Annotated in this window: 13 protein-coding genes; 11 read left to right on the forward strand and 2 right to left on the reverse strand. The window is 44.5% G+C overall.

Annotated elements, in window-relative coordinates; genetic code table 11:
• The first annotated feature begins 196 nt into the window (after positions 1 to 196).
• The 4 genes from ACO067_RS03385 to ACO067_RS03400 all read left to right on the forward strand — a co-directional run bounded on the left by ACO067_RS03385 (position 197) and on the right by ACO067_RS03400 (position 4,325).
• The gene (locus ACO067_RS03385) at positions 197 to 577 is read left to right on the forward strand and encodes a response regulator transcription factor (RefSeq protein ID WP_421870822.1); all 381 of its coding nucleotides are present in this window, start codon (positions 197 to 199) and stop codon (positions 575 to 577) included.
• A 30-nt stretch (positions 578 to 607) separates the two neighbouring features.
• Positions 608 to 1,729: a sugar transferase gene (locus tag ACO067_RS03390; protein ID WP_421870824.1), complete on the forward strand. Its 1,122-nt coding sequence runs from the start codon at positions 608 to 610 to the stop codon at positions 1,727 to 1,729.
• Positions 1,730 to 1,737: 8 nt separating this feature from the next.
• Positions 1,738 to 3,774: an LruC domain-containing protein gene (locus tag ACO067_RS03395; RefSeq protein ID WP_421870826.1), complete on the forward strand. Its 2,037-nt coding sequence runs from the start codon at positions 1,738 to 1,740 to the stop codon at positions 3,772 to 3,774.
• A 101-nt stretch (positions 3,775 to 3,875) separates the two neighbouring features.
• Complete coding sequence (locus ACO067_RS03400; RefSeq protein WP_421870828.1) at positions 3,876 to 4,325, forward strand: hypothetical protein; 450 nt, start codon at positions 3,876 to 3,878, stop codon at positions 4,323 to 4,325.
• Positions 4,326 to 4,693: 368 nt separating this feature from the next.
• Here ACO067_RS03400 and ACO067_RS03405 read toward each other — a convergent pair whose 3' ends face one another.
• Both ACO067_RS03405 and ACO067_RS03410 read right to left on the reverse strand, forming a co-directional pair.
• On the reverse strand, positions 4,694 to 6,163 hold the full coding sequence (locus tag ACO067_RS03405) for an O-antigen ligase family protein (protein WP_421870830.1): 1,470 nt from the start codon (positions 6,161 to 6,163) through the stop codon (positions 4,694 to 4,696).
• The gene (locus tag ACO067_RS03410) at positions 6,126 to 7,322 is read right to left on the reverse strand and encodes an acyltransferase family protein (RefSeq protein ID WP_421870832.1); all 1,197 of its coding nucleotides are present in this window, start codon (positions 7,320 to 7,322) and stop codon (positions 6,126 to 6,128) included. Before ACO067_RS03410 ends, ACO067_RS03405 begins: the two co-directional genes overlap by 38 nt.
• A 247-nt stretch (positions 7,323 to 7,569) precedes the next feature.
• Between ACO067_RS03410 and ACO067_RS03415 the strand changes: the two genes are divergently transcribed.
• Genes ACO067_RS03415 through ACO067_RS03445 form a run of 7 tightly spaced genes read left to right on the forward strand, consistent with a single transcriptional unit; the run spans position 7,570 to position 16,217 of the window.
• Positions 7,570 to 8,289 (forward strand): TolC family protein, encoded by a 720-nt coding sequence (locus ACO067_RS03415; RefSeq protein ID WP_421870834.1) that lies wholly within the window; start codon positions 7,570 to 7,572, stop codon positions 8,287 to 8,289.
• Between the two features lie 6 nt (positions 8,290 to 8,295).
• Entirely contained in the window at positions 8,296 to 10,458 is a 2,163-nt protein-coding gene (locus ACO067_RS03420) for a GumC family protein (RefSeq protein ID WP_421870836.1), read from the forward strand.
• The gene (locus tag ACO067_RS03425; protein ID WP_421870838.1) at positions 10,455 to 11,633 is read left to right on the forward strand and encodes a glycosyltransferase; all 1,179 of its coding nucleotides are present in this window, start codon (positions 10,455 to 10,457) and stop codon (positions 11,631 to 11,633) included. The genes ACO067_RS03420 and ACO067_RS03425 overlap by 4 nt, the downstream gene beginning before the upstream one ends.
• On the forward strand, positions 11,626 to 12,933 hold the full coding sequence (locus tag ACO067_RS03430) for a lipopolysaccharide biosynthesis protein (RefSeq protein ID WP_421870840.1): 1,308 nt from the start codon (positions 11,626 to 11,628) through the stop codon (positions 12,931 to 12,933). Before ACO067_RS03425 ends, ACO067_RS03430 begins: the two co-directional genes overlap by 8 nt.
• A 41-nt stretch (positions 12,934 to 12,974) precedes the next feature.
• Positions 12,975 to 13,898 (forward strand): sulfotransferase family protein, encoded by a 924-nt coding sequence (locus ACO067_RS03435; protein ID WP_421870842.1) that lies wholly within the window; start codon positions 12,975 to 12,977, stop codon positions 13,896 to 13,898.
• A 4-nt stretch (positions 13,899 to 13,902) separates the two neighbouring features.
• On the forward strand, positions 13,903 to 15,066 hold the full coding sequence (locus tag ACO067_RS03440) for a glycosyltransferase (RefSeq protein WP_421870844.1): 1,164 nt from the start codon (positions 13,903 to 13,905) through the stop codon (positions 15,064 to 15,066).
• A complete protein-coding gene (locus ACO067_RS03445) occupies positions 15,063 to 16,217 on the forward strand; it encodes a glycosyltransferase family 4 protein (RefSeq protein WP_421870846.1) in 1,155 nt (384 codons plus the stop codon). Before ACO067_RS03440 ends, ACO067_RS03445 begins: the two co-directional genes overlap by 4 nt.
• The last annotated feature ends 66 nt before the right edge of the window (positions 16,218 to 16,283 follow it).

The raw sequence follows: 16,283 nt of genomic DNA on the forward strand, positions 1-16,283 counted from the left end.
ATAGATCTTACCGAAATGGACGGGAACGATTGTTCAGATTAACACTTGAGGATTGCTCATCAGGCTTCAAACCTATTTTCCCAAAAAACGCACAGCCCCCACCAAAAATCTAAACAGGTTTCCCAGTCATCTAATTCTCAGTAAGCTCCTTTACTGCTCATTATACTTTTGGATCGTGAATTAAATCAAAAGAATAATGAAACAGCAGATCTTACTCATAGACGACAACCCCATGATGGGAGGCTTTTTGACCCACATGTTCAGAAAAGAATACAATGTAATGTGGTGCACTACCGCAGAAGAGGCTCTATCATGGATGCACAAGCGCAATCTTCCGAGCTTGATAGTTTGTGACTATGAATTGACTGGGATGTCTGGACTGGACTTTCTCTATGAGATCAAAAGCACAGGGTTTTACAAAGACATTCCCGTACTGATGCTATCAGGCAAAAGCAACAGCGAAAGCCGAATCAAATGCTTAAAAGCTGGAGCAGAAGACTTTGTATTAAAACCATTCAACCCCGACGAATTGAGCATTAAGGTGGAAAACCTACTCAGCAAAGTAGCAACCAACTAGGCCTTATCAACCAAAAATCCTGATCAAGTCATGAAAGAAATAATCCTAATCAATCAAAGGCATCTGAAATCCTCACTGGAAGAGTTTGGGATGCAGGTCATTACCATAGATACTTTTGAAGAAGTAGCACTGGAAATCCATAAGCGCAAGCACTACCACAAGCCCCAGGCGGCGGCCATTCTTTCAGAAATGGACCCGGAGGGACTTTACAAGAATCTGATCAAATACATTGATTCACAGCGGCTTACACTTCCAGTAATCGTGCTCACCAACAGACACAATGAAGAACTGAAGCAAGAAGCCTTTGCCGCTGGGGCCGCTGATTATTTCTATTATGGCCTGAAGCTAGAAAAGCTCGTCAACCGTCTGAAGAGTCTGGAAAACTGGACCACTCAATCGACCAAGAGCGTCTATCAAATCAACTACCGCATGCCTGTTGGCAAAAGAATCTTTGATCTGTTGGTATCTGGGTTCCTCCTGATGCTCTTGAGCCCGCTTTTTCTGGTGATCGGATTGCTGATTAAGCTCACTTCCAAAGGACCGGTGTTTTACAGTTCACCCCGAGTGGGCACGGGTTACAAGGTGTTCCCATTCTACAAGTTTCGCTCCATGCGTGTAGATGCCGATGACATGCTGAAAGACATGAAACAGCATAACCACTATGCTAACACGGATCAAAGCAAAGCACCTAATTATGAAAAGGATGAAACTCAGCCAATGCTTTTTAGTGATGAGGGATATATCAACGAACTAGAGGTAGAGTACCTCAAACGAAAAGAAGAAGAACAAGCGTTTGTGAAGTTCCAAAATGATCCAAGGATTACTAAAATTGGTCACTTCATTCGCAAAACAAGCATTGACGAACTTCCACAACTGGTCAATGTACTTCTGGGTCATATGTCGATCGTTGGGAACAGGCCACTGCCACTTTATGAGGCTGAGAAACTCACCTCTGATATGTGGGCATTACGATTCATGGCTCCTGCTGGTATCACAGGCTTGTGGCAGGTAACAGAGCGCGGTAAAGCCTCTACATCCGCTGATAGCAGAAAACTGTTAGACATGATCTATGCGCAGAATTATTCGATCTGGATGGATCTGAAAATACTCCTAAAAACTCCTCTAGCCGCTATTCAACAAGAAAAAGTATAAATCGAAAAATGAAAAATTTACTTGTATTCGCAGTGTTGGTGGCAGCCATCAGTAGCTGCATCACCACAAATGAGCCGGGAAATCCTGCTATAGACAATCAATCAGATGCTTATGCAGAGTTGGCTACCGACAATTTCACCTCCTCTTTGGTGAATGTTCATCTCCAAAATGATGCAGGACAGCCAATCGCTGGAGTGAAAGTATCACTCTGGAGTGATTCTCCACTAGCCGATGGGCAGGTCATCTTCAAAGGTATCACCGATAAAAATGGCCAAATAGAAGCAAGGTATAACCTACCCAACCATCTGGAGGCTGTGATACTACAGATAGGATATATCGGGATGCCTGACTTTCTGATTATCCCTGCTGATCAGATCGACGCTATTGTCATCAATGGGTTTGATCATGGTTTTGAAGAACTTGCTGCCAACTTGATACCAGGTCAGAGTAACCCACAAGATGGAACAGAAACGGGCAGATACAATGCGCGAGTTGCCGCAGCACCAATAGTCTACTTGTCTACCTACGACAACAATGGGGTGCCAGATAATCTGGAAGAAGTATCAGACGTAGTTTCCAGTGAATTGCTCTCATTTATCAATGCCTCCTTGCCAGAGGGCAAACCCGTTCCCGAGGCACATCCCAGATACCTCGCTCAAGATGCTGAAAACAACCTGGTGGTGGAAGAACTGGCGGATGTATGGATGACCTTTATCCACGAAGGGGCAGGATATAAAAACGTGCTGGCTTACTATACTTACGAAACGGGTTCTGAACCTCAGTCAGTTAATGACATCTCAGCACTGAATGTAGTATTTCCAAATGCCTCACTGGCCTGGTCTGGTGGAGACCTTCACACAGGTGACAAGGTACACCTCGGCAGGTTTGATGCAGGCACTACCATCGGGTTTGCCTTGCTGGCAAATGGCTGGAATGGGTCAGAATCCACTCATGGATTACATGTAGTCTACTCCAACAATGTGCTAAACCCGGAAGCTACAGAAGCTAACAGGTATCACTCCGTGTTATTATATGATGACATCAATGACTTGTTTCTGGTTGGGTTTGAAGATCAGAACAGAGACAAAGGAAGTGACAATGACTTCAACGACGCAGTATTTTATCTAACCGCAAATCCTATTGAAGCGATCAAAACAGATAAAATCAACCCAATAGACAAACCGGTAGATGCTGATGAGGATGGTGTAAACGACACCTATGACGAATATCCAGATAATCCTGACTATGCTTACAGCTATGCCTATCCGGGAGAGAATAGCTACGGTTCATTTGCTTTTGAGGATCAATGGCCAGGCTATGGAGACTATGACTTCAACGATCTGGTAGCAGATTATAAGTACATACAGTATGCCAATGCTTCTAACAAGATGGTGACGCTGGAGAGCGAATTCATCCTGAAAGCTGCTGGCGCTGGTTTTCACAACGCACTTGGCATCCAGTTGGATATAGCTCCTTCTGCCATCGCATCAGTGGAGGGAATTGACCTTCATCGGGACCTCTTTGCTCTCAATAACAATGGTACAGAATCCGGACAGCGTAAAGCAGTATTTGTGGTGACAGATGATGCGCATGCCAGTCTCGGCTCCAATGGCTTGATCAATACAGATGAATCGATGGAATATGTCTCACCAGACACTATCACGGTGACCATCCAGTTTGCATCTCCTCAGGGACTGAGCGCCATTGGCAGTGCACCTTTCAATCCATTTGTGGTGATCAACCAAACCAGAGGTCGTGAGTTGCATCTGCCAGGATACTTCCCTACTGACCGAGTAGACAGTGACTACTTTGGCCAGGGCAATGATGGTTCTGATCCTGACAATGGCATTTACTACAAATCTAAGAAAGGTCTACCATGGGGTATGAACCTTCCGACCAGCTTTGATTACCCACAGGAGAAAACGGACATTCGCAAGGCCTATAATCACTTCGATCAGTGGGCAATAAGCGGCGGCTTCAGCTTCATGGATTGGTACCTGGAAAAATCCGGCTACAGAAACACCGATATGATTTATAGCAAGTAAGACTTTTGATTAGGTTGGTTTTGGTATGGGAAGGTGCTCAATGAGTGCCTTCCCTTTTTTTATATGGAGTGATCTGTATAATTTCAACAAACTCTTCGAAAATGAACAAAGCCTTCAAGTACTTCCACCGGATCAGCTACTTACAGTACCCATTCATGATCGCGGGCCTATATTATGCCTTTAAACCATACACCTATCTTTTTGACAAGGTACCCGATGGCCTCAGCATGATGCTTGATGATTTTCAAAACACACTCGTGTTCATGGGGGTTGGAATAAGCTTTTCCACCCTGCAGGATACTTCCAAAACACAAAACACCTTCTCTAAAAAAGTCTGGCAGAGCCCTCGGAAAGGAAAATTCTTTTTGGCAATGCTCACCACGAGCATGTTGCTGTTCTTTGTCATGGGTCTTCTTGGCCTTTTTGTGTCAGAAGACAACTTTCTGAGTGAGTTGGCTTATGGACTGATCGTGATGGCTATCGGCATTCTCGGCATGCTCAAAACAGCCATAGAGATGTTCGAAAACCATCGGTTGGATAAGAATGGATAATCACTTATTACAGAAAGTAAAAGGATATCGAAAGGAAGGATTTGATCATGGCCAAATCCGCAGATACCTTGAAAATGAGCATGTAGATAGTATGGAAATCACCTGTCTATTATGAAGCTAGTGGATGACGATGAGATTCATTCATAATATCAAAAACAGAGAATCGAGCAATACGTCCACTACCTTATTGCCAACACTGTTGTTGGTATTGTCGGGGTGGTTTATGAGCTATACTAACCTGAAACTAACATTTCAACGATACTGCTGTTCACGGGTGTCCTTATCGGAAGTCTGGTTACTATTAGAAGTTTGAAAAAGAAGCGGTATACTCTGCATGAAATCCAACGGACAGAAAGAAAAATGAGGAATTAACCAAGCTTCTTCTCTGTGCCTAAATACACAAAAGCCAGACTGATAAAGACCAATACTCCAGTAGGAATTTGCGTCAAGAGTCCATTGGTATAGCTAGAGAGGCACAGGCCAAGAAATCCGCTGTAAAATGCAACAAGCACCTGCCTTAATCGAGTATTTTCCATAAACCACAGTTTCCTTCCCAGGTAAAAGACAATGATTGCCAGCATTAATAAATACAGCCAAAGCCCAATAACACCTGTCTCCATCCAGATCCGAGTATAGTGTCCATCGGTGCCCAACTCTGCCAGGAAGGTACCCGGTGAAAATCGCTTACCCCAGTATCCTGCACTACCGATACCTCCTCCAATTGGCTTATCGGCCATGTAGGCTTTAAGGATGATTTCACGCTGCTTACGTACCATCAAAGATGGATCATCAGACCTCAGCGCAGTTCTGAGCCGGTTTACCTGGTAGTTAGACTGCATGATGGTCGTGTATTTCAAAAACACAAAAACACTTGCGGCCACTACTATTCCTAAAACCACTATTCGAAAATTCTTAGTCATTACAAAATAAGTGAACCCACCCAGCGCCAATACGCCCATAGCACCTCGAGTACCAGATATCAGCATGCCATATAGGCTCAGCGCAGCAATTAACAAGCATAACCATCGATACCTATGTTTACCCGGAAAGAGTGCAATGATTCCAAAAACCACCGCTGTATGTGCTTGACTGGCGCCAAACTGAGCAGCATCACTGAAATAGGAGAATATCCGTAACTTCCCGAATAGTACATGTGTGCTGGCTGCTCCAGCATTTAACCATTGCTGCTCCACATCACTTACTCCAAGAAAAAGCTGTTTCATTCCCCACAATGTACCGAAAAGAGAAAGTCCTGCCCAGATTGCCAAAAACCATTTCAGATGATCTTTAGTCCTGTAGACATACATGGTAAGAATGGATAGAAATACCGGATAAAAAGAAAGGCCTCGGTTGGCATAAAACCAGGCTATCTTGCTTTTCGCCAGTGGATTCGCAATCTGAACAAAGGAATATCCCAGCCAGGTAAGAAGAATTAGGGTGAGTGCGTTGGTGACATATTGTGGCCGATAATATTCCTTTTTGTCAAAAATCAGCACCAACACCATCAATCCCAGTAAACCATCCACACTCAGACCGAAAGGAATGCCCGGGACATACCTACTCAACAGGGAGATCAAAAAACCCATCACCACCACCACATGCATAAGCATGGCTGGTTGATAAAAGGAGATCATCACAAACACGACTATGGGTGGAAGGATAACCAGGACGGCTCCAGTCTTGATCCCACCATTAGCGATGAGCATGCCAGCACATACAGCCAGAAGGATGCCCAGCACCCTTCGAAAGACCGTCCCTACCTGGATAGCTCTATTGTCATAAAGTGTATTTTGCTCCAATTTAGACTGTTTGTGGCTGTAGAATTTTAGAGGATTCATTCGATTTTATCGATCCTTTGTCAGTATTTCTGACCATTCTGAATTTCTTCTTGAGCGATAAGAAGTAGCCTTCCAGGTATTTGAATGATAACATAGAAATACCCATGGTAACAACAAATGAACCTCCATAAAGCGCCAAATTGAACAATACCGGAGCAGACGCTACCAGATTGGTCTGAGTCGTGAGTAGGCTAATGACTATGGCAATGGCAGCCGTATGATAGGCATACATTCCAAAAGACAAATTGCCGAGATAGTTAAAAAACGGACTCTCCAACTGGATCGGAAACCGGTCATTCAAGGAGATATTGAGAATCAAAATCAACGCCAGATTTCCCTGAAGCACAGTGTACCCAACAAAATGGTACTCCTGAAATAATAAGATCAGGAAAATGACACTCGCTAAACCGATAGTAACCGGATGGTAAATCAGATGGAGTACCTTTTGCTTGCCATGAAAAACCACGTATGCACCCAATGCTCCAACAGCCATCTGCTCAAAAAGCAGCAACTGCCACATCTTCAGCGCTTGAGACAGTCTCAAATGAAGCTCCGAACCAAGCATTTGCGCATCAATCGCATTCATCAATACTAACTCACCTATCACTTTGATGCCCACAAAAACAACTAAAAATGGGATCAGCTTCTTAGAGAAAAATCTGACCACCAAAGGCCAGATCCAGTAAAACTGCTCTTGCACACCCACTGACCAAAACTGATAAGCTCCCATAATAGGCGGAAGCAACCTGGCCAGGTTAGGAAACAGCACCATATAGACTGCAAACTCCTTCCAGAAGTTATCAGCAAGCACATCGTTGAAAGCTGGAATATCTATAAGGTGTGGTAATACGAAAAAGGAAACCAATACCATCAGGTAATAAACGGGCCATAAACGCAGAGCCCTTCTGGTCTGAAACTTCCACCAGTTGATCTTACCAGTCTTTTCCTTTTCCTTTAAGAACAAGTAAGTAATCAAAAAGCCACTTAGGACAAAGAAGATAATGCGAGCCTGATGCCCGAGATTGTCTATGATGGGAACTCCCCACCAGTTAGCTAACCCCATCAGAAATTTGTGCTGCTCCACATGATGAAAGAATACAAACAAAGCTGCAAAAAATCTCAGCCCGTTTAACCCTGGAAAGTAGATGCTCTTTTTCATTTTTATGCAATTAATGATGCACCAAAAATGAGAAGTAACCACCGCTCTATTCTTATAAAATCGATTACTGGTAGGAATTGATAGATTTTTGGAAAACCGCCATTAGCTACCCCTCCAGGACACCTCATCCAGCTAAAAGACAGATTCTTACCAAAAATCGAAGCAGTCATACCACCTATCTATTATGAGCTAATCAAGCATGATCTCTCCAATAGTTTTACGCTTGAATCAAAACAATCAATCTATCATGAAGAACCTCATTGGCACAATTATCTGCATGATCCTTATACACTGCAGTTATGCACAAGAAGGCGAATTTACCCTCAGCAGATCCCAGATCGAAAGCGAGATACTGGAAGTGAGTGGTGTGCTTCATAGTGAAGCCATTCTGGATTCGCTAGTCACGCGGGTTTTGGGTAACTCCAATCTGATCAAAGCAATCGATCAGGAGATGGCAATGTACGATGAGGAAATCAAGCAAAACAAACGGTCATGGATATCATCATTCAGACTAGGCGTCAACGTATTTTCAGCTAACACCACGCTCGATGCGAACAATGAGTCCTATACAACATATGGATTATTACCAAACGTGGGACTGAACCTATCGATAGATCCCGCCAAACTGGTCAACCGCAAGAGTTATGTGAGGCAGTCGGAGAGCAAGCGCGAATACTCCAGATACATACAGGAAGACGCTAAAACCAAACTCAAAAAAGACATTCTCAACCTCTACTATGACTATCTAGGCTTATTGGAATCAGTCAACATCCGTCATCAGGCGTACACCACCCGACAGCAACAGCAAGAATTTTTAGACGAGTCTTTTCGCGCTGGGAATGCTTCCTATACTGAAGCACTCATCGCCGAAAACCAGGTACACCTGGCAAAGGAAGCTCTGGTCAAAGCCTCAATAGATGCTATGAAAAGGCGAAGTGAAATCTCTGTACTACTCGGATTAAAATAAAACACTATGAGCTTATTTGATTTACTTCGGCTGATCTACAGAAACTTAAAAATGCTCGTGGCAGTGCCAGTAGTACTAGCTGCAACCGTGTTTTTTCTCACGGCCAATCAAACCAAAGAGTACAAATCCAATGCACTCATTTACACGGGCATCGGATCTGGCTACAACATCGAGTCAGGATCTAGTGACAAAGTAGACTACAAGGCGGTGAATGCAGCCTATGACAACCTCATGTCCATCATTAAGTCTCGATTGACTCTGGAGGAAGTAGGTTTGCGACTGCTAGCACTCAACCTGTCACAGGAACGTCCAGGCTCCATTCTCGGTGTGGAAGCTTACGATAAACTGCTGGAAGCTATACCACTCCACAAAAGAACCGAATATGTCATCACAGGAGACCCTGAAAAGACTTACACCAACATTCATTCATTGTATTTGAACGGTCACCCAACCATCGTTAAAATGATACGTGGCAAAGGATCGTACAGCATCGAGAAGTTACAGTCCATTTCAACCAAACGTGTACACTCCAGTGACATGATCTCTGTAGAGTTTGCTACCTATGATCCCGGACTCTGCAAAAACACCCTGGATATACTATTGGAAGTCTTTGCTGATCGGTATCGTCAGCTGAAGGAAACAGAAACTGGTGATGTAGTGGCCTATTTTGAGGCTGAACTAAACCGCGTCAAATCCAACCTCAACCATGCTGAGGACGAGTTGACGGCATTCCGAGTAAACAGCCGGGTGATCAACTACGGTGAGGAAACCAAAGCACTCGCCATCAAAAAGCAAAACGCACTGGAAGAATATGCCATCAAAATGATGAACCTGAAAGCCACTGAAGCAGCTATTAAAGAGCTGGAAGACAAACTAGAGCTCAGGGAAAAACGCATAGCCAACAACATGGAACTAGCCGAGAAGAAACAAGAGCTAGCAGAGATCACTTCTGATATTTCCAAACTCCAGGCGGCCCAGGCCAAAGACTCCGTCATACAGACCAAGCTGCTGGTACAAACCCAACTCAAACGCGATATACAACGCTTTATTACCACAGCAATTGGACAATCTCAGACCAAGGAAGGCCTTTCTGGTCAGCAAGTAGTCAACCAATGGTTGGACGAAATCATCAAGTATAATCGTGAACTCGTCACTGTGGAAATGTTCAAGCAGCACCTAAAAAGTATTGATGATCAATTTGATCAGTTCACACCCATGGGATCTACCATCGACCGGATGGAACGCCAGATCAGTGTCTATGAACGCGAGTACCTGGAAGTACTCCATGGTCTCAACCTGAGCAAACTAAGGCAGCAAAACATCGCCATGACAAGTCAGCTGGAAATTCTGGATGCTCCTACTTATCCGCTGGAGCCAGAGGCTAGTAAAAGAGCGCTGCTCATTATTGTTGGGTTCATGGTGGGTATGTTTGGCGTATTAGGCAGCATTATTGCCACAGACCTTCTGGACAATTCAATCAGACATCCAGAACGTGCTAAAAAAAGTAGCGGTCTGGAAGTTGCAGGAGCTTTGCCTGTCGTGGATAAATACTTTGAGCAGAAGTATGGCAATCTGTTTGAGCGAGTTACCGGAATCATTGCCAGCAAAGTGAAGTTGGAGAAGTACTCCAATGGTCAGGAAGGTACTTCACTGATTGTGGGACTGAGTACTCAACAGCACGAAGGCAAGAGTTTTGGCATGACCCAACTTTTAGAGGAAATGATCAAATCCGGCGAGAAAGTATGCCTTATCGCTCCCCAGGGCTCACACAAGGAGACCAAACACCTTTACCAATACCAAATCAGCGATAGGCTACCAGGATGGAAAGCCATAAACTCCAAGTTTTATGAGAGGTATCAGTACATACTTCTAGAACTACCAGCCTGGGTGGATGGCAAAATGCCCGTGCACATCATTGAGCAGGCTCAGCAGATCCTGTGGTTTATCAGAGCAGATAAGGTTTGGTCTACTGCTCATGAAAACATGAAATCTGATCTGGAAAAAGTTACAGCCATTCATCCATCACTCATTGTGAATGGAGTAAAACCGTACTATCTGGATCAGGTCGTGGCGGAGGTGCCTGTGCGTCGTAGTGTATTGATCAAGTGGATCAGAAAAGTGGTACGATTTGAATTTGGAAAATCTGGAATCCAAACAGCTAAATCATGAAAAAAGGAAAAGACATTATCTGCCTGACCATGACCACCTGGGAAGGTGACTACATGAAAACCATCGTGCACATGATGAGTCACCTGGCTAAAAATCATCGAGTACTTTTTGTCGATTATCCGTTCACCTGGAAAGACGCCATCACGGCTAGTCTAGGTAGAACCAAGGCACCAGTCAAGCGGATGTTGGGCATTGAAGAGCGTTTGAGAACATTGCCTACTCCCCATGGTGAGGTTTACCATCTGACCTTACCTCCCGGATTGCCGATTAACTGGATCAAGCATACGGGAGCATACCAAACGCTGAATAAATGGCAAACCAGCCTGTTGAAAAAAAGCATCAGACATGCCATGCACCTTCTTGATTTCGAAGCACCCATTGTCATCAATGCTTTCAATCCGCTGATTGGAGTACCACTAGCTGGCAAGCTCAGCGAGTCTCAACTCATCTACTACTGCTATGATGAGATCAGAGCGGCTCACTGGTGTGGCCAACATGGTGGTGAAATGGAAGACAAATTTCTGGAAAAAGTAGATCAGGTGATCGTTACTTCTCAGGGTTTGCTGGAGCGTAAATCTCTACTGCACCCCAATGTAAAACTCATCAAAAATGGTGTGGATTTTGACCTCTTTCACCAGGCCTACCGCCCCAAATTCGAACAAAAAAAGATTGTTGGGTATGTTGGTTCCATAGATTTTCGTCTGGACTATGATTTGCTCGATCGGGTGATTCGGTCCTATCCGCACTATGAGTTTCACTTTGTAGGACGCATCACAGAACCTCAGCAGCACCAACGATTGGACCAACATGCAAATGTCCGCTTTTTCGGAGCACAACAGCCCAATCAGATTCCCAGGTTGATGTCAAAGTTCGACATTGGGATTATTCCCTTTGCAACCAATGAGTTTACAAAGAACATTTACCCTCTGAAAATCAACGAGTACCTGGCTGCCGGACTACCAGTAGTGACTACTGATTTTGCTCCACTTGCTGATTTTGATGGGTACATCTCAGTGGCACGTGACGCTGCGGAGTTCAGTCGTCTGCTCGATGTGGAACTCACCTTTGACACCACAGACAAGGCAGAAGAGCGGCTGGACCTAGCTAAAATGAACGACTGGTCTGCCCGAGCAGCCGAAGTGGAAGCTATATTGTCCCCCAAAGCATATGCATAAGATCAAAAACCTCCTGCGCTCAGAAAATGGCATTGTACTACTAGGCAACCTGACTGCCTCCGGTATCGGACTGCTTACGTTTATGCTTTTGGCAAGATCACTTGGCAAGTCCAATTTTGGGCTATGGGCGCTATTCATTTCAGCGGTAGGCCTCATGGACCTCATGCGCACGGGACTGGTCCGCCAGGGCTTGGTTCGTGCTTTCAATAGTACTCAGAGTCAAGAAAAGCAGTCAGAGATACTCGCCGCATCGGGTGTGCTTGCTGCAGCCATTACGGCCATCACTGCACTAATTGTATTCATCTCCGGGCTGGCTTATGACTGGTCCAACTGGTCATTAGACCTCTTTTTTAGATACTACCCACTGCTCGCAGTAGCCTCACTTCCACTGAGCCTGGACACCTGGATATCCCATGCGAAGGGTCAGTACCGAAGAATGAATAACTTGAGAGTTGCTGTTAATGGTTGCTTCTTTCTAGCAGCTATTGGATCACAGTTTATAACGATAGAATTCCACCTGCTTCTTTGGTGCTATATAGCTGTTCATGGGCTTATTTCGCTGTTCTCTATAAGACAGCTCACCACACTGAATTGGAAGTGGGCAGGATCTCAACTACTCAAAGAACAACTGCACTTTGGTAAACACAGTCTGGCCACACTGGCTGGATCTAACTTGCTTAAAAGCGCTGATAACCTGATCATTGGAGCTGTACTAGGTACCGAAGCAGTCGCCATTTTTGCTATCCCCATGAAAGTACTTGACCTCATGGAAATCCCCCTGCGTGGATTTGTCATGACAGCTTACAGAAAACTCACAATTGCACACCACAATCAGCAAGTGAGTCATTATCAGCAAATACTACGAACCAATATCGTCCGCCTCACACTACTATGCACTCCATTGGCAGCAGCCATATTGCTAGTGCCAGATTTTATCATCAATGTGCTGGGAGGGTCTGGTTATGGTGAGAGTAAAAACATCCTGCTGTTGTTGGTCATTCCACTGATGCTACTGCCTTTAGACAAGTTTCTGGGTGCGTCATTTGATAGTATCGGGAAGCCAGGAGTCAACGCTACCAAAGTTTGGCTCATGGTTGTCATCAATATAGTGGGTGACTGGCTGGTACTGCACTACTTCCAATCACTCATGGGCGTGGCATTAGTGACCATTATCAACATCACCATGGGCATAGTGTTTGGAGTTGTCCAGCATCCACTCATCGACTTAAAATCCATCAAACTGAAACGATTTATCCAAAAATCGATCATTACCCTCCAGTCAGCGAAATCCGGCCAGTAGCCATTCGGTCTATTGATACTTTTGATTCAAATAGTAAAACGATGAGCAAACTTCCAAACTTCATGATCATAGGCGCCGGCAAGTCCGGAACAACCGCCCTTTATGAATACCTCAATGAGCACCCGAATGTCTACATGAGTCCGGTAAAAGAAACGAATTTCTTTGCTTTGGAAGGCACTGAAATGGTGAACCCTGAGGACGATCCAGAACAGATGTTTCATTACCCCTGGTCAGTGACCAACTGGGACGAATACAAAAAGCTTTTTGATGGCGTGAAGGAAGAGACAGCCATTGGTGAAGTATCTCCAATGTATCTGTATTCCGAAGACGCAGCATTGAAAATCAAAGACAGACTTCCCAACACCAAGCTCATAGTCATACTTAGAAATCCCGTAGACCGACTTTACTCCCGGTTCATGCATCTGGCTCGTGAAAATCGTCAGCCTACCAACCGGTTTGAAGATGCACTGGAGCATAACAACATCTGGTGGAAACGAAACGACCTGGTACAAGAGGGTTTCTACAACCATCACTTGATCAAGTACTACAAGCTTTTCCCCAAAGAACAAATCATGACGATTTTATATGATGAGTTCAAAGCTGATCCACTCCGCGTGGTACAGAATATCTATGATTTTATTGGTGTAGACGGCTGGTATGAACCAGATCTCAGAGCGTCATATAACGTATCTGGGCTTATCAAAAACAGGGTTTTAGACAAGCTCATTGGTCAGCGAAGCATTGTCAAAGATCTCGTAGGAAAGCTCAGCCCTGCTTTTAAGAATGCCATCACCAGCAATCAGCAACTAAAGAAATGGATCAATCAACTTAGAAATAAAAACCTGATGAAAGTACCCTTATCATCGGGAATCAGAAAAGCAATGATCGAAAGCGTATACGGAGAGGATATCCGAGCACTGCAAGAGCTGATCAATAGGGATCTGAGTAAATGGCTAAAGGCGTAAGGACATGCAAATCTTCATCATAATCTTACTTGGTTACCTCTTACTGGCAGCAGGTTATTACCTCTTCTTCGCAGTTGGATCTTTACTCAAAAGCCAAGCAAAACGTACCAGTTCACTTGTAGACTTCAATAAAATCGCCGTGATGATACCGGCCTACAAGGAAGATGGCGTCATTGTAGACAGTGCGATCAAGGCATTGGACCAGGTATACCCACCGACTCGCTACTCTGTATACGTCATTGCTGATTCGCTCCAAGAAAAAACACTCCAGCTACTACGTGAATTGCCCATACAGGTGGTAGAAGTATCCTTCGAAAAAAGTACCAAAGCCAAAGCCCTCAACACAGCAATGCAACAACTGGACAGCAGCTATCAAATAGCTGTGGTGCTGGATGCAGACAATGTCATGGAGCTTAATTTCTTGCAACACATCAACCAAGCCTACAATACTGGCTTGTCTGCCATGCAAGGTCATCGGGTAGCGAAAAACCAGGAAAACAACCTCGCAATTCTTGATGCCATTAGTGAAGAAATCAACAATGGCATATTCCGCAAGGGTCATCAGGCATTTGGGCTTTCCTCGGCATTGATCGGCTCTGGGATGGCCTTTGACCTTTCCCTGTTCAAAAATGAAATGGCGAAAATTGATGCGATTGGTGGTTTTGATAAAGAATTGGAATTACGTCTGCTGAAGCGGAAGATCCGCATCGGATATTTGGAAGAGGCTCTGGTATATGATGAGAAGGTCAGCAAAACAGAAGCATTCACTAACCAGCGGACACGTTGGATTGCGGCGCAAATCAGGTATGGACTTAGTTCGTTTGGTGATGCGGTCTACCATCTGATCACACGAGGCAATCTCGATTACTTTGATAAATCCCTGCAGTTCTTGCTGCCACCGCGCCTGATTCTTTTAGGCTTACTAACAGTACTGGCAGTGCTCTTCACTGCTCTTCAGTTTCCATATTGGGAATGGACTCTGGGCGGTTGGGCTGCATTGATAGCCGCACTACTCATCGCCACACCCAGCCATCTTCTCAACAGAAAGGCTGCCAAAGCGTGCTTACACCTTCCAAAAACATTTTGGCTGATGATCAAAGCACTGGCTGGATTTAAAAAAGCAAAAAACAATTTTCTACATACCCCACATCAATCTGTTCACCCATGAAAATAGGCATCGAAGCGCAACGCATATTCAGAAAGAAAAAACACGGCATGGACATCTATGCCCTCGAACTGATCCGTAATCTTCAGATGATTGATCAGATCAACGAATATTACATTTTCGTAAGACCAGGCGAAGATCGCTGCTTGAAAGAAACCAGTAACTTCAAGATCATAGAAATCAAAGCGCTCACCTACGCCGATTGGGAACAAATTCAGTTACCCAGAGTAGCAGCATTATATGACCTTGATCTTTTGCACTGTACCAGCAATACAGCACCCATTTTCAGCCCAGCACCACTGCACCTGACACTTCACGACATCATCTATCTCCATCAGGAGTTTAGTGGAGGTTCGCTTTATCAGCGCCTTGGTCATTACTATCGTAAGTGGATTGTTCCACTTGCATACAGAAAAGCAAAAAAAGTATTTACAGTCTCCAATTTTGAGAAAAAACAGATTGATGCTCATTTTGGTGACTCAGATAAGGTGAGTGTGGTATATAATGGAGTTTCTGACAGATTCCAACCGGCAAGTAAAGAGGTCATAGGTGCTGTAAAAGTGCGCTATGAGCTTCCTCAGCATTTTATTTTCTTCCTGGGCAATACGGCTCCCAAGAAAAACATGGAAGGCCTGCTGCAGGCTTATCACCTCTATCGCACCAAGGAAAAGAAACCCATGAAACTGGTGATCGCAGAGAGCTCTGAGGAAGATTTGGACAAGATGCTTTCTAAACTACACCTGGAAGAGCTGCGGCAAGACATAGTTCTTACAGGCTATGTGCCACAGAAAGATCTACCGGCCTTGTATTCAGCAGCTGACTTATTTGTGTATCCTTCGTTACGTGAGAGTTTCGGTATTCCCATACTTGAGGCTATGGCATGTGGCACAGCGGTGATCACTTCCAACACCTCGTCCATGCCAGAAGTCGCTGGTCTGGCAGCTAAACAAGTAGACCCATTTATACCCGAAAGTATCGCGATGGGAATCTCCGATTACCTATCCTCGTACAAATACTTCAAGCGATTCACGATTTCAGAAGGCCTCGCTAGAGCGGAGAAATTCTCCTGGGAGGTAGCAGCACGAATGGTTACCAACCACTATCAAAATAGAAACGTCCAATACTCCAGGATCAGCGATCTGATGAGTGTATAAGACCATTAACACCGTAACTTCATATTTTTTTTAAGCGAAATGCAACCCTTTTAGATTATTTCCCAT

The organism is Marinoscillum sp., assembly GCF_965229915.1.
GTDB lineage: Bacteria > Bacteroidota > Bacteroidia > Cytophagales > Cyclobacteriaceae > Marinoscillum.

What these genes read in the sequence shown, in the direction of transcription:
- ACO067_RS03385 (WP_421870822.1), top strand. Translation starts at nt 197, where the DNA reads ATGAAACAGCAGATCTTACTCATAGACGACAACCCCATGATGGGAGGC.
- ACO067_RS03390 (WP_421870824.1), top strand. Translation starts at nt 608, where the DNA reads ATGAAAGAAATAATCCTAATCAATCAAAGGCATCTGAAATCCTCACTG.
- ACO067_RS03395 (WP_421870826.1), top strand. Translation starts at nt 1,738, where the DNA reads ATGAAAAATTTACTTGTATTCGCAGTGTTGGTGGCAGCCATCAGTAGC.
- ACO067_RS03400 (WP_421870828.1), top strand. Translation starts at nt 3,876, where the DNA reads ATGAACAAAGCCTTCAAGTACTTCCACCGGATCAGCTACTTACAGTAC.
- ACO067_RS03405 (WP_421870830.1), bottom strand. Translation starts at nt 6,163, where the DNA reads ATGAATCCTCTAAAATTCTACAGCCACAAACAGTCTAAATTGGAGCAA.
- ACO067_RS03410 (WP_421870832.1), bottom strand. Translation starts at nt 7,322, where the DNA reads ATGAAAAAGAGCATCTACTTTCCAGGGTTAAACGGGCTGAGATTTTTT.
- ACO067_RS03415 (WP_421870834.1), top strand. Translation starts at nt 7,570, where the DNA reads ATGAAGAACCTCATTGGCACAATTATCTGCATGATCCTTATACACTGC.
- ACO067_RS03420 (WP_421870836.1), top strand. Translation starts at nt 8,296, where the DNA reads ATGAGCTTATTTGATTTACTTCGGCTGATCTACAGAAACTTAAAAATG.
- ACO067_RS03425 (WP_421870838.1), top strand. Translation starts at nt 10,455, where the DNA reads ATGAAAAAAGGAAAAGACATTATCTGCCTGACCATGACCACCTGGGAA.
- ACO067_RS03430 (WP_421870840.1), top strand. Translation starts at nt 11,626, where the DNA reads ATGCATAAGATCAAAAACCTCCTGCGCTCAGAAAATGGCATTGTACTA.
- ACO067_RS03435 (WP_421870842.1), top strand. Translation starts at nt 12,975, where the DNA reads ATGAGCAAACTTCCAAACTTCATGATCATAGGCGCCGGCAAGTCCGGA.
- ACO067_RS03440 (WP_421870844.1), top strand. Translation starts at nt 13,903, where the DNA reads ATGCAAATCTTCATCATAATCTTACTTGGTTACCTCTTACTGGCAGCA.
- ACO067_RS03445 (WP_421870846.1), top strand. Translation starts at nt 15,063, where the DNA reads ATGAAAATAGGCATCGAAGCGCAACGCATATTCAGAAAGAAAAAACAC.